The sequence below is a fragment of the Humibacter ginsengiterrae genome (genome assembly GCF_054780115.1).
The window spans coordinates 98,851-112,426 of the sequence record NZ_BAAGWY010000004.1 but is presented as its reverse complement, the minus strand read 5'-3'; the positions used below and the strand labels follow the sequence as shown (position 1 = coordinate 112,426).

The 13,576-nt window shown below is 68.4% G+C and carries 12 protein-coding genes; 6 read left to right on the top strand and 6 right to left on the bottom strand.

The window, feature by feature from the left end; translation table 11 throughout:
* The first annotated feature begins 17 nt into the window (after positions 1 to 17).
* From ACYVII_RS07035 to ACYVII_RS07020, 4 genes are all read left to right on the top strand, one after another.
* Complete coding sequence (locus ACYVII_RS07035; protein ID WP_460533137.1) at positions 18 to 605, top strand: flavin reductase family protein; 588 nt, start codon at positions 18 to 20, stop codon at positions 603 to 605.
* A gap of 85 nt (positions 606 to 690) precedes the next feature.
* Complete coding sequence (locus tag ACYVII_RS07030; RefSeq protein ID WP_460533134.1) at positions 691 to 1,440, top strand: class I SAM-dependent methyltransferase; 750 nt, start codon at positions 691 to 693, stop codon at positions 1,438 to 1,440.
* Between the two features lie 23 nt (positions 1,441 to 1,463).
* Positions 1,464 to 2,312 (top strand): hypothetical protein, encoded by an 849-nt coding sequence (locus tag ACYVII_RS07025; protein WP_460533131.1) that lies wholly within the window; start codon positions 1,464 to 1,466, stop codon positions 2,310 to 2,312.
* A gap of 63 nt (positions 2,313 to 2,375) precedes the next feature.
* Positions 2,376 to 2,975 carry a hypothetical protein gene (locus tag ACYVII_RS07020; RefSeq protein WP_460533128.1) on the top strand — a complete coding sequence of 200 codons (600 nt, stop codon included), beginning with the start codon at positions 2,376 to 2,378 and terminating at the stop codon, positions 2,973 to 2,975.
* A 1-nt stretch (position 2,976) separates the two neighbouring features.
* On the opposite strand, the gene ACYVII_RS07015 is transcribed toward ACYVII_RS07020, so the two are convergent.
* From ACYVII_RS07015 to ACYVII_RS07000, 4 genes are all read right to left on the bottom strand, one after another.
* A complete protein-coding gene (locus ACYVII_RS07015; protein WP_460533125.1) occupies positions 2,977 to 4,269 on the bottom strand; it encodes an MFS transporter in 1,293 nt (430 codons plus the stop codon).
* 92 nt (positions 4,270 to 4,361) lie between these two features.
* On the bottom strand, positions 4,362 to 4,904 hold the full coding sequence (locus ACYVII_RS07010) for a GIY-YIG nuclease family protein (RefSeq protein WP_460533122.1): 543 nt from the start codon (positions 4,902 to 4,904) through the stop codon (positions 4,362 to 4,364).
* Between the two features lie 64 nt (positions 4,905 to 4,968).
* Positions 4,969 to 6,159 (bottom strand): MFS transporter, encoded by a 1,191-nt coding sequence (locus tag ACYVII_RS07005; protein ID WP_460533119.1) that lies wholly within the window; start codon positions 6,157 to 6,159, stop codon positions 4,969 to 4,971.
* Positions 6,160 to 6,488: 329 nt separating this feature from the next.
* Positions 6,489 to 6,743 (bottom strand): hypothetical protein, encoded by a 255-nt coding sequence (locus ACYVII_RS07000; protein ID WP_460533116.1) that lies wholly within the window; start codon positions 6,741 to 6,743, stop codon positions 6,489 to 6,491.
* A gap of 84 nt (positions 6,744 to 6,827) precedes the next feature.
* Between ACYVII_RS07000 and ACYVII_RS06995 the strand changes: the two genes are divergently transcribed.
* Positions 6,828 to 8,909 carry a bifunctional polysaccharide deacetylase/glycosyltransferase family 2 protein gene (locus ACYVII_RS06995; protein ID WP_460533113.1) on the top strand — a complete coding sequence of 694 codons (2,082 nt, stop codon included), beginning with the start codon at positions 6,828 to 6,830 and terminating at the stop codon, positions 8,907 to 8,909.
* Here the strand turns inward: ACYVII_RS06995 and ACYVII_RS06990 are convergent.
* Both ACYVII_RS06990 and ACYVII_RS06985 read right to left on the bottom strand, forming a co-directional pair.
* A complete protein-coding gene (locus ACYVII_RS06990) occupies positions 8,906 to 10,258 on the bottom strand; it encodes an FAD-binding oxidoreductase (protein WP_460533110.1) in 1,353 nt (450 codons plus the stop codon). The two genes, ACYVII_RS06995 and ACYVII_RS06990, sit on opposite strands and share 4 nt — an antisense overlap.
* Positions 10,259 to 10,423: 165 nt before the next feature.
* On the bottom strand, positions 10,424 to 11,725 hold the full coding sequence (locus tag ACYVII_RS06985; protein ID WP_460533107.1) for a S53 family peptidase: 1,302 nt from the start codon (positions 11,723 to 11,725) through the stop codon (positions 10,424 to 10,426).
* A 210-nt stretch (positions 11,726 to 11,935) separates the two neighbouring features.
* Between ACYVII_RS06985 and dacB the strand changes: the two genes are divergently transcribed.
* Positions 11,936 to 13,573 (top strand): D-alanyl-D-alanine carboxypeptidase/D-alanyl-D-alanine endopeptidase, encoded by a 1,638-nt coding sequence (gene dacB, locus ACYVII_RS06980; protein ID WP_460533104.1) that lies wholly within the window; start codon positions 11,936 to 11,938, stop codon positions 13,571 to 13,573.
* Positions 13,574 to 13,576: the final 3 nt, after the last annotated feature.

The window sequence follows — 13,576 nt, the reverse complement described above, 5'->3', positions numbered from 1 at the left end:
TGAAGGGAGCACATCTCATGTCCATCACGATCTACCCGGCCTCCCGCCATGCCGGACCCGCCGCGGTGGCGGCGGATGCCGGTCGCGGGGTCGACCTGCAGCTCACCGCCGACGCCTTCCGCACCGTCTTCCGTACCCACCCGGCTGGGGTAGCGGTGATCGCCGGCATCTTCCAGGGGCGGCCGGTCGGATTCACCGCTACCTCCGTCATCTCCGTCTCGGCGGAGCCCCCGCTGCTGACGTTCTCACTGCCCGGGACTTCGTCGGCTTGGCCGGCCGTGCGCAGCGTCGAGACGCTCACAGTGAGCTTTCTTCATGCCGGGCAGCGGGAGCTCGCGGTACGGTTCTCGACGCGTGGCATCGATCGTTTCGCGGAGGGCGGATGGCGGACGCTGCCCACTGGCGAGCCCGTGATCGAGGGCGCCGCCAGTTGGGTGCGGGGGGCAGTCGTCGACCGCACCGCCATGGCAGGCAGCCACCTCGTCACGTTGCGCGCGATCGACTCGTCGGCAATCGACGAGGCGCATCCGCGCGGTGCAACGCCCCCGTTGGTGTACCACGACCGCACCTACCATCGCATCGACGACCTCTCCGCGATCGGGTGACGGACTTCGAAGGCACATCGTCGACGCTCGCTAGAGGATCTGCCCCGCGATTGCGCGCGCCACTCTTCCTAGTCAGGATGGCGTAGTGGTCGATCAGCAACAGCTCTGGGACGCAGATGCGGCACAGAGCTACGACACCCCCGGCGAAGGGGTGTTCAGCCCGGAGGTACTGGGGCCGACGGTAGAGGTGCTGAACGAGCTGGCGGCAGGCGGCCGCGCCGTGGAGTTCGCCATCGGTACTGGGCGCGTCGCCATTCCTCTGGCTGAGTCCGGTGTTGGGGTGTGCGGGATCGAGCTGTCGCAAGCGATGGTCGCCCGTCTTCGCGAGAAGGTCGGCGAAGACCGGATTCCCGTCGTGCTCGGCGACATGGCGACGGCATCCGCGGGCACCGGTTTCGCCCTGGCCTACCTCGTCTTCAACACCATCTCCAACCTCCTGACGCAAGACGAACAGGTCGAGTGCTTCAGGAACGCTGCGCGTCACTTGCGACCCGGTGGATGCTTCGTCATCGAACTCTGGGTTCCTCAGTTGCGTGCGCTGCCGCCCGGTCATCGCGGCACGGTCGAAGTCAGCGAGCCGGGCTATATCCTCGTCGACACTGTGGATGTGCTCCACCAGCAGGTCGTGTCGCACCACTTTCACTTCGACGCAGACGTCGACGGCGCGCGGCAGGTGGAGGTCTTCCGCACGCCGCACCGTTACATCTGGCCGAGCGAACTCGACCTCATGGCGCGCCTCGCGGGCTTCCACCTCGAGTCCCGGTGGGCCGACTGGAATCGGGCGCCGTTCACTGCGGAGTCGCCAAGCCACGTCTCGGTCTACCGCCTCGGCTGAAGACCAGAAAGGCTGGGGCTTCCATGGCCGAGCTGATGTCGTACGTCGATCGCGCGACTCGTACGTACTGGCGCGTCACGGGCCGACGCGTCCACCTCGACGTCGATCGCTGGCTCGATGCTCCGATGCACAGGCGTTCGGTAGTCGGTGACGACTGGCTGACGGATGCCGCAGACGCGGTCGGCGCATCAGTCCGGCGCGGCGACGCGGAAGCCGGCCTGCTCCCCGACTTCTCTGCGCTCGACGGGCCCACGTTCGACGCGAGGGAGGTGCATCATGAGATCCGCGACTTCTACGAGCACACGGCGCAGTGGCGGATGGAAGTCTGGACGCAATGGAACCCGTTCATGCGACCTGCGGGAGATCTCATCGCCCGGTACTTCGGTCGGCGGGTACGACAGCTGACCATTCCGACACGCCCCCTGGATGTCGCGCTCGGCATGGACAGCGAAGTCGCGGCGATCGTCGCGCCGGATGGAAGGCAGCACGGAGCAGGGTGGATCCGCACTCTTCGATCCACCGGCGCCTACGTCTACAGCGGCTACTACCGAACGACAACCTTGCCCGGCACCGAGCAGCCCAGCGTGCACGTCAGCTTTCCGCTCGAGTCCGGCAACGTCCAGGTCTTCCTGCGCCCACGCGCATTGTCAGATGGCGGGCTCGAGTTGAACTCGCTGCCCGGTCCCTTCGGGTCGGACGGCGCGTACATCGCGGTCGAGAAGAACGGTCGAACGCATGCGGCGCGCGTCCCGTTGCACGAGAAGTTCCACCTCTACTTGGACGACGAGGGCGTCGTGAGAACAGACCACACCCTGCGCTTCCGTTCGACGACCGCAGTGCGTCTCCACTACAAGCTGACGCGAAAGAGTTGAGCCGCCGGCTCGATTGAGCCTCGCCCGCTGGCACGAGTGTGCGAGCATTCGCGGGGAGGGATGATGCGAATCGGCACGCGAAAGACGGCGCTTCTCAGCGTCGCCGGCTTCGCATGCGTCGTCGCGCTCGCCGGATGCACGGGCACAGTCAATCCCGGCGGTCCGCAGGTGACCGCATCCTCGCCGGCCGTTGTGGCGACGACCGTCCCCGGCACCATCCCCTTCGCCACCGGCACCCCGCCGCCCGATCCCGACGCGGTTGCGCTCGCGCAGAAGTGGATCAACTCGGTCACGCCACCACCGGGCGCGCGCGTTCTCGACGCGGCACCGGCATCCGGCCCGAAGGAGCCCGCCGAGGAAGTCGCGTGCGACTGGCTGGTGTCGGCAACCAAATGGTGGTCGGTGGCCGCGCCTGATGCGGATGCGGCCAAGGCGTGGCTCACGGCGCACCCGGTCGCCGGTCTGGTGTTCGATGGGACGCTGACCAGTACCGACGGAGTCTCGGCCGTCTTCGAGCGCCCTCCGCAGAAGCAAGACAATTCCATCGGGTTCGAATTCGCCCCGAGTGGAAAGGATGTGGTCATCCGGGTCGACGTGCTCGTCGTGCCGGCGGCCGCCGAGTGCAGTTCAGGCGGAGGACCGGCGCGGGGAACCGGTCACTGAGCTACGAGCGGATCTGCTGCTTGGAGCCGGCCGGCCTCGCCGCGATCCACCAGGCGCCGAGCGCGCCGACCACGAGCACGGCGGCGAAAACACCGATCGTGGGGATGACGCCGATCAGCACGCCGAGCACACCGAGTGTGACGCCGCCGCCTGTGCGCAGCCCGGAAGCGAACATGCTGTACACGCCCAGCGTTCGGCCTCGTTCGCCGGGCGGCGCCTGGAGCTGCACGACGCTCTGCGTGATCGAGAGTGAGGCGATCTCGCCGCATCCGGCCACGACGAGCGAGGCGAGTGCCAGAGCGTAGTTGCTGGTCAAGGCGAGAACGAGGGTCGCCCCGCCGAAGACGACGGTGGAGATGACCGCGGTACGCACGGACGGCCGCATGATTCCCGTGGCCTCGAGCAGGAATCCGCCTGCGACGCCGCCGAAGCCCATCGCGAACAGCAGCATTCCGTAGGTCAGGCCGCCTTCCGAGCCCGTGCCGAGCCGAGCGGCGAAGGCGGGCATCGAAGAAGGCAGCGCGTTGCCGATCGTCACGGCCGTGAGGCCGGAGATGATGATCATTCCGACGATCATGTGATTCGAACGGATGCGACGAAGCACCGTGAACGTGTCCCTGAGACGCACGCGCGGCGCGCCTTCGAGCAGCCCGGCATCCCGAATGTGGCCGGTGAACCGCGTGCGCCACATCAGGATGGTCATCGGCAGATAGAGCAGGACGTTCACGAAGATGCCGCCGGTGGGACCGAGCCAGAGCAGTAGGGCGGAGCCTACGACAGGCCCGAAGAGGATGCCCAGGCTCTGGAACGTGGCGTTGAGACGCACCGCGCTCGGCAGCTCGTTGCGGTCCACGAAGTCGTGGAGCATGAGCTGCTCGGCGGGCCCCCAGATCGAGCCGGCCATCCCGTGCAGCACGAGCAGCACACAGGCCTCCCACACCTGCAGCATCCCGGTGAGGAACAGCACGCCCCACAGGGCGGACACGAGCATGAACAGGCCCTGCGCCACCTGGATGAGCTTGCGGCAGTCGTACTTCTCCGCCAGCGTGCCCGTCCACACCGACAACAGCAGGAACGGCAACCAGTGGCTGATCACCTGAAAGCCGACGAGGGCGGGGGAGTGGAAGGTCTGCCAGAGCACCCAGTACGTGATCACGTGCTCGGTGTTGTCGGCCATCATCGACAGGCCGGACGTGAAGAGGTACGGACGAGAGTCCCGGTTGCGCAGCGCCGCGAATCGCCGCGGGATCCCGGGGTCGCCGACAGCGCCGGAGGGAGAGCCGGATGCCTGCATCGCCTTCCCTCCTCGCGGCAACGTTATCCTATAAATGTTCGCAGTTACTACATTTGTACAGTCGCGGCGCCGGGTCGAATCGGCCCGACTGCTCACCCCCGCGCGGCGATCGCTTCGCTCATCCATCTCGCGTGCAGCGCCCACGGATCGTCCACGCCAGCGCTCAGCGCACGCACATGGTCGAGAAGCGCTGGCGCCAGGCTGAACCACTCACTGGTGCCCAGCCGCCACTGCGCGAACTGCTCGTGTCGCTGGCGTTCCCTGGCCCGTCCGCCGAGCTCCAGCGCCACGAGCTCGTCGTGCCACAGCTGCCGCATGCGCTGACCGAGGTTCGCGGTGGTGCCGATCTTCATGCGGTCGTCGAACCTGATGTAGTAGACCACCTCCACCCGTGACGGTGGCAGTTCGTCATCCGGCACCGTCCCGTACCTCCACTCGCAGACGGCGCAGATCAGGCCGGAGCCGTAGCGGATGCCGACTCGGGATCCGCACGCGAGGCACGGGGAGGGCAGCACGTCCTCCACGCCGAAGAGCTGCCCGGAGAAGTCGCCGGCCGCTGCGAGATGCGCCGGGCAGAGCGGCACGGGAGCGTCGGCGACCGCCTGGTCGTCGCATCCGGGGCAGCAGCATTTCACGAGCAGAGCGTTGCATGTGCCTCCGACCCTTTGTGGACGACGTGCCCGTCCGGTCGTTCCGCGGTCAGGTCACGGCGTCGTCCGAGGCGCCGTCGGCCGCCACCATCGGCCGTGGGTACGCGGCGAGGATGACGGCGGACGCGATCCAGCTGGCACCGATCAGAGCCAGCAGCAGTCCGGCCGCGCCGGATGCCACGAGTCCCGCGAGACCGGCGCCGACGGCGGCGGCGGTGGCGCGCAGCCCCGCGGCCACAGTGAAGACCTGCGAGCGAAGGGGTCGCGGGCTGTGTTTCGTTCGAAGCAGAAGCATCGCGGCGACGCCGGGTCCCGTCGCGATCCCTGAGACGCCGATGAGCACGATGGCACCGGGCAGCCCGGGCACGATCGCGGCCACGATCGTCAGCAGCCCGGTCACGACGGCTGCCACGGCCATGACCGTGGCGGCGGGCATGCGGCGGATCGGCCGCATGGTCACCGCGAGCGAGCCGAGGAGAGCGCCGATCGCGAAGGAGGTGACGATCCAGGCGGCGTCGCTCTCGTTCCGCGTGGTCGCGACGGCGATCCCGACCGCGGCGATCGGCAATGCCCCCTGGCCGAGTTGATTGAGCGTGCCCGACCAGGTCACGACGGCGAGCGGTCGATGGGTGGCGATGAAGCGGGAGCCCCGCGCGATCTCACGGAACACGCTGGGCCGGTCGGGGTGCTCCGGGTGCGGGGAAAGCCGCAACAGCACGCAAGCGATCATGCCGATGACGGCGATCCCGGCGAGGGCGAGCATCGAGACCCGGCCGGAGCCGACGGTGATCGCAGCAGCGGCGATGGCGGGTCCGGCGACGCTGCCGATGTTGTAGGCGAGTGCGTCGGTGCCGAACGCTCGTTCGGGGCGGCCGGGGATGGCATCCGTGACGAAGCTCGACATCCCGCCCATGAAGAACGGTGTGACGGCGCCGGCCACGATGAGGGCGATGGCGACGACGGATGTCGGCAGCACGCCGAGGAAGGCGGCGATGGTGAACGCGACGGCGGTGACGAATCCGGACAGCACCATGAGCCGCGTGGGATGCCTGCTTCGGTCGAGCAAGACACCGGCGATCGGAGCGGCGAGCACGCTTGGGGCGAGCGAGGCGGCGACGAGTCCGCCACCGATCGCGACGCTGTGCACCTGCTGCACCGCTAGAACGGGAAGCGCGGCAGCCGTCCCGGCACTTGCCAGTCGAAGCGGCACCGCGGCGAACAGATACCTCGCGCCGCTCATCGCCTCAATCATGACATCGGGGTTCGGGATGCGCCGGCGCAGCCGTTCCTGTAAGCGCTCCCCCCTGCGGATGCGCGCATCCTCTTCCGAGTGGCCCCAGAGAGGGGGTGGTTTAGGCTATCGGACACGATGCGGCGGGAAAGACTTCGTGAGAGAAAGGGGCGGACCGCTCCTGTCTTCGTGGACCCCACCGGCCGCAGACTCAGGCTTCTTCGGGTCGTCGCAGTCGCGCTCGGAAGTGCCGCACTCGTCGTCGTAGCACTGCTTGTGCTCGGGGTGGGGATCGGTCCTCGTCTCTCGATCCCGGGCTTCCCGAGCGGACTGATCGGTCATGCCCCGGCGGCGGCACCGACACGCACGCCGGCCCCTGGCGGCTCCGTACCGAAGAACTCGGCGCCGCCTTCAGCACCGTCGGCGGGCGGCGGTTCCGGCTCAGCGGATGCCGGTGGTGCAGCGGCGCCGGTGTCGGTCACCGCACCGATCGCCCCGGCCACACCCGCTCCGCAGACATCGTCCTCGCCATCGCCGACCCCGAGTGCCTCGCCCACGCACGGGCAGAGCGGGTCCGCTCCCAGGCCGACCACGCACCCGACGCCGCCTCCGCATCGATGAGACGAACGGCTCACGCTCGACATCCGCGCATCCACTGGGTAATCCTCGGCCTGTCGATGCTGATTCTCGCCATCGGGCTCATCGCGCAGGGGTACCTGAACCACCTCTCCGGCATCAGCAACGACGCCGCCGTTCCGGCAGGGGATGCGTCTGCGGTTCCGGCCTCGGTTCTGAAGGGCGGGCCGGTGGTCGACACGCGGGGCGACCACGTGCGCACCGCTAGCCCGCCGCGCAACTCCATCGCGCTGACGTTCGACGACGGGCCGGACCCCACGTGGACGCCGAAGATCCTCGCGGCGCTTCGTGCCCATCACGCCCACGCCACGTTCTTCGTGGTCGGCTCTGCCGCGCTCCAGCACCCCGACCTGATCCGGCAGATCCTGGCCGACGGCAACGAGATCGGCATCCACACGCTGACCCACGTGAATCTGGACACGGCACCGGCCTGGCGGCGCCAGCTGGAGATCACGGGCGATCAGGATGTCGTCGCCGGGATCACAGGGCGAACGAGCGTGCTGCTGCGTCCGCCGTACAGCGCGAGCAATGCGGCGGTCGACAACGCCAGCTGGAAAGTCATGCAGTCCACCGGGAACGACGGGTACATCACGGTGCTGTCCTCCCTGGATAGCAAGGACTGGGAGCGGCCGGGCGCCAGGGCGATCGCGCGCGCCGTAACGGCGCCCAACGCGAAGGGACACGTCGTGCTCATGCACGACGGCGGTGGTGACCGGTCCCAGACGGTGGCCGCCCTGAACTCCGCGCTCACGACGTGGGCCGGTCAGAAGCTGCGAGTCACCTCGGTGGGCGACGTGCTCGATCTTCGAACCATGGCTACCGTTCCTCCCCTTCAGCGGACGGCCGACGCCGCGCTCGTCTGGGCCCTGCAGGCGGCCGACTTCCTGGGCGGCTTCCTGAGCATCGCCCTGATCGTGGCCGGGATCGTGACCTTCGCTCGCGCCGTCCTCGTGGTCGCCGTCGCCTCACGGCATCACCGGCGCGCTCGTGCGGGACGCCACCAGCACGGCGTCGCCACGGAACCGCCGTTGACCGAGCCCGTGACGGTCATCGTGCCGGCGTACAACGAAGCGCTCGGGATCGAGGCGGCGGTGCGCTCCATCGCCGGCTCACGGCATCCGGTCGAGATCATCGTCGTCGACGACGGATCGACTGACGGCACGGCCGACATCGTCGAGGCACTCGCCCTTCCCGGTGTCAGGGTCATCCGCCGGCCGAACGGCGGTAAGCCGGCGGCACTCAACACCGGCATCGCGGCATCCAGCAACGACATCATCGTCATGGTCGACGGCGACACCGTCTTCGAACCGGACACCGTCACCAAGCTCATTCAGCCGCTGGCGAAGCCCGAGGTCGGGGCTGTCTCGGGCAACACGAAGGTCGCCAACCGGCGAGGCGTGCTCGGCGCCTGGCAGCACATCGAATACGTCGTCGGCTTCAACCTCGACCGCCGGCTGTTCGACGTCGCGGAGTGCATGCCGACAGTGCCTGGCGCGATCGGCGCCTTCCGTCGTGAGGCGCTCACCAGGGTCGGCGGTGTCAGCGACGACACGCTTGCCGAAGACACGGACCTCACGATGGCGTTGTGCAGGGACGGCTGGCGGGTGGTCTATCAAGACAACGCACTCGCCTGGACCGAGGCACCGGCCAGCATCGGCGCGCTGTGGAAGCAGCGCTACCGCTGGTGCTACGGCACCTTGCAGGCGATGTGGAAGCACCGCGGAGCGCTCCTGCAGCGAGGTGCGGCCGGAAAGCTGGGCCGGCGCGGCCTCACCTACCTTCTCGTGCTCCAGGTGCTGCTTCCGCTGTTCGCTCCCGTCGTGGATGTCTTCGCGCTGTACGGCCTGGTCTTCCTCGACCCGGTGCGGGTCGCCCTGGTCTGGCTCGGCTTCCTCGCCGTGCAGCTGGCGATGGCCGCTTACGCGTTCCGGATGGACCGTGAGTCGCTTCGCCCGCTCTGGACTCTGCCGCTCCAGCAGGTCGTGTACCGGCAGCTGATGTACCTGGTCGTCATCCAGTCCGTCTTCACCGCGGTCGCCGGCATGCATCTGCGCTGGCACCGCATGGAGCGATACGGCCAGCTCCGCGTTCCCGGCGCCGAGGTACCGAGCAAAACTGCCTAGATCATCACGCCGGGGTTCAATATGCCGTCCGGGTCGAGCGCGTCCTTGATGCGCCGGGTGAGCAGCATGACGTCCGGCCCGAGCTGATCGGGAAGCGAGTCGCGCTTCGCCCGGCCGACACCGTGCTCGCCCGTGATCGTGCCGCCGAGCGAGATGGCGAGGTCCATGATCTCGTGGAACACCGTCGTCGCACGCTCCTCGGCTCCGGGCTCATCGGGATCGAAGACGACATTGGGATGTGTGTTGCCGTCGCCGGCGTGCGCGCACACCGAGACGTCCATGCCGTGGCGCCGGCCGATCTCGGTGATGCCGTTCACGAGTTGCGGGAGGAGCGGGATCTGCACTCCGACGTCCCCGTACATGAGCTTGCCGTGTGCAGCCAGCGCCGGGAACACCGCACGCCGCGCCGCCGCATAGCTCTCGCCCTCGTCCGCGCCCGAGCACACGTGCGTGCCGATGGGCGCGTGTGCGCGGCAGATCTCATCCATGCGTGCGATCTCCTGCGAGCGCACCGGCTCCGGAGCATCCGACTGGATGATCAGCATCGCCGCGGCGTCCCGGTCCAGGTCTTCGCCGGAGTAGTCGCAGACCGCGCAGGTCGATTCGCGGTCCATGAACTCCAGCATCGCCGGGCGGATGACCTGGCGGATGGCCACGACCGCTTCTGTGGCGTTCTCGACCGAATCGAAGGTGGCTACGAGTGTCGACGGCTCGCCACGAGCCGGTACGAGACGCAGGATCGCGCGGGTCACGATGCCGAGCGTCCCCTCGCTGCCGACGAACAGCTTGACGAGCGACAGCCCGGCGGTGTCCTTGATCTGCGGCCCGCCCAGCCTTACGAGGGTGCCGTCGGCGAGCACGACGTCGAGGCCGAGCACGTAGTCGGTGGTCACGCCGTACTTGACGCAGCACAGGCCGCCGGCGTTCGTCGCGATGTTGCCGCCGATCGAGCAGATCTCGAACGACGACGGGTCGGGCGGGTACCAGAGCCCGTACTCGGCGGCCGCGGCCTTCACCTCCGCGTTGAACAATCCCGGCTCGACGGTCGCCGTATGGGCACGAGGATCGATCTGGATGGCGCGCATCCGCTCCATGCTGATCGTGACGGCGCCGCCGAGACCCTCGGCACCGCCGGAGAGGCCGCTGCCCGCTCCGCGCGGCACGACCGGCACGCGGTTGCGACTCGCCCACCGCACGATCTCCTGCACCTGGCCGGCGTCGCGCGGACGTGCAACGGCCAGCGGGGTCTGGGCGCCGCTCTCCTCCGCGTTGTCCCAGCGGTACCGCGCGAGCACGTCGGGATCGAGAGAGACCACGTCCCCTCCGACCAGCTCGACCAGCGTGGACACGGGAACATCCGTCATCATGACGACCCCTCTCAGCGGAACCGCACGTAGTCCGACGCTACCGCGGCGGGGCGCCCTGGCCGACGGGTCAGCAGTGAAGTCCGCGCAGAGGCGCGGCCCCGGCATCCGAAGAACACCGGGGCCGCGCTGCGACTCAGCCGAGCAGGATCACTGCAAGGCGCTGATGATCGCTCCCACGTCGGGGGTGCCCCATCCCGTCGGCCGGTCCCATCCGGTCGCACCGGAGTAGCCGCCGCTGAACGTGGCCGTCGAGTTGCTGCCCTGGGTCACATCGTGCAGCAGACCCTTCGATGCCCACGCGGATGCCTGCTGACCGACGTTGCCGACCGAGCGACCGGTCGCCTGGATGACGTCCGCCGTCAGCGCCGCCCACTGCGGGGAACCGGCCGAGGTTCCACCGAAGTAGTAGAACCCGTTGTTGTCGCCGCCCAGGAACCCGAGGTAGGTGAGTACGCCCGTGTACACACTGGCGTTGTAGGCGACGTCCGATCCGCCCTTGGCGAGGAAGAGGCTCTGCGCACCGCCTGTCTCGCCGATGACGCCGAATGCGCACGACAGCGGGCAGCTGGCGTAGTCGCCCCACACGGTCTCGCGCGGCAGGTCGAGGCCGCTGCCGACCCACAGGTTGGTGCCGCCGACCCCGGTCACGTTCGGGTCGGATGCCGGATACCCGAAGTTCGCGTAGCCCGCGCCGTTGTCCGAGCCGTCGTCACCGGATGAGGCGAACAGCGACATGCCCTCAGCGGCCGCCTTCACGAACGACTTCTGCGCCTGCGTCGTCTGCCCGTTGTTGGCGTGCGGCGAGGCGATGAGGTTGTCCGCTTCGCCGTAGCTCATCGACAGCACGTTGCCGAGGTGGTTGTCCACCGCGTAGCGCACCGCGTTGTCGATGGAGGCTCCGTGGTCGTTCGCCGCCACGACGAGCGCGATCTTCGCGCCCGGCGCGACCGCATGCGCCCACTGCACGTCGAGGGAGGTCTCCTCGGCCCAGCCGGTCTGCGTGCCGCGACCGTTCCACGTCGGCTTGCCGCCGGGGTAGTAGACGGTCAGGTCGGGCGCAGGGAGCCCGAAGGACTGCGAGAACGTCGCGAGGTCGGACTGCACGGTCGGGCTTCCGAAAGCGTCGACGATGACGATGGTCTGCCCGGTGCCGGCCGCGGTTCCGTCGATCGTCGCCGGAATGTCGTAGGCGGCGCGGATGCTCTGCGGCGTCTGGCAGGCGACGGCGCCTTTCGACTGCGCGAGGCAGTCCGCCGGTGTCAGCGACGGCTTGATCGCGCTGGCGGGCAGCCCGGCCTTCTCGACGAACGGATGCACGGTGTACACCCAGTTCGTACTGGGGGTGGCCGTGCTCGGTGTGGCCGCAAGCGCCGGGGCCGAAGCCGAGACCGCGAGGGCGGCGGCTCCAGCGATGGCGAGCGTGATTGAGACGAGCGATCTGCGCTTCATGGGTGCTCCCTTGTCCCGCCGCCGCTCCCGTCGCGACGGCCCAGCGGAACACTACGCTCGCGCAGGCCACCGGGGATAGGGGTTACGGCATCGAAAACCACCCATTGGAGGGTCAGGCAGTCCAGACCGGCGGGGCTAGGCTTCGGCTGCACACGTTCTCTCACCTCTTCAGCGAGGGTGGGTGGCCTGCGCAGAACGGGAGGTGCCGTGATGCCGCGGAGTGCTCGTCCGCTGGCGATGGCCTCAGCCGTCGCGGCGGTGCTCGTGGTGACAGGATGCACCGCTCCTTCTCCGGCCACGCCGACTCCGGCGGGGCTGCCGGCGGCGATCAAGAAGATCATGGACAAGCCGGCGTACGCCAACGGCAGTTGGAGCATGCTGGCGGTGGACCTCACGACGGGTGGGGCGGTCGCCGAGCAGAGTGCCGACAAGCTCGCGTTCACGGGTTCGACCCGCAAGCTGTTCTCGGTGGGCCTCGCGCTCGACACGCTGGGTGCCGATCACACGACGACCACAGGCGTCTACCGCGACGGAACCGTCGACACGTCCGGCGTGCTGCACGGCGACCTCGTCTTCGTGGGCGCAGGAGACCTCACTCTCGGCGGTCGCCGCACAGCAGACGGAGGCATCGCGTACACGCCGTTCGACCACAACGACGCGAACAACCTGGGCACGGGAATCCTCACACCGCAAGACCCGCTGACCGCCTTGAACGACCTGGCGAAGCAGGTCAAGGCATCCGGGATCACGAAGATCGACGGCGACGTCGCTGTCGACGATCGGCTCTTCACCCCGTATCGCGTACCCAATCAGCAGCTCCTGATCACGCCGACGATGCTGAACGAGAACATGGTCGACGTGACCATCACGCCCACTCAGCCCGGCCAGCCCGCCACCATCGACTACCGGCCCAAGACCCCGGCGTTCGCGGTCACCGGTACCGTGATGACGACCGCTGCCGGAACGGACGCGACCGTGGCGATCCCGGAGGGGAAGACGCCGAACGGCAGCTCGGTCAAGGGCGTCGTGAACTGCGTGGGAACGCCTTCGTGCACCGGAACGCTGTCGGGGACGATTCCCGTCGACTACAAGGCGCCGCTGTCAGGCGACCACCAGTTCGTGGGCACGTTCCGCATGGACGACCCGGAGAGCTTCGCGCGATCGGCGTTCGTCCAGTCGCTCCAGCAGGCGGGTGTGACGGTCGCAGCGCCGGCGGTGGAGGCCAACCCCACTGCGGATCTGCCCGCGTCGTCTCACTACGCAGCGAGCAAACGGGTCGCCTCCTACATCTCGCCGCAGTACGCGGACCAGGCGAAGCTGATCCTGAAGGTCAGCCTCAACCTCGGCGCCAACCTCGCGCTCACGCAGTACGGGCTGACGAAGGGGCAGAAGACGATCAAGGGCGCGCTCGCCGCCGAGCGTCGCGCGCTGATCCACGACGGCATCCCAGGCACATCGTTCGACTTTCCGACGAACGGCAGCGGCAGCCCGGACAGCAAGGCGACACCCAGGGCGATCGTCGACATGCTGAGATACATGAGCAAGACATCGGTTGCCGACCCCTACCGGCAAGCGCTGCCGCTGCTCGGCGTGGACGGTTCACTCGCCGAGACGGGCCGCGACCTTCCGGCCAAGGGGCACGTCTACGGCAAGACGGGAACGACCGTCACCGACGGCGCGCTCGTCGCCCAGAACCTCGCCGGCTACGTGGATGCCCGCAACGGCCACCGGATCGCGTACGCGATCATCCTGAACAACTACGGTGCGATCAAGAGCATCGACGATATCGCCGCCGTCATGCAAGACGAAGCGGCCATCACGAACGTTCTCTACGAGATGAAAGGTTGATCT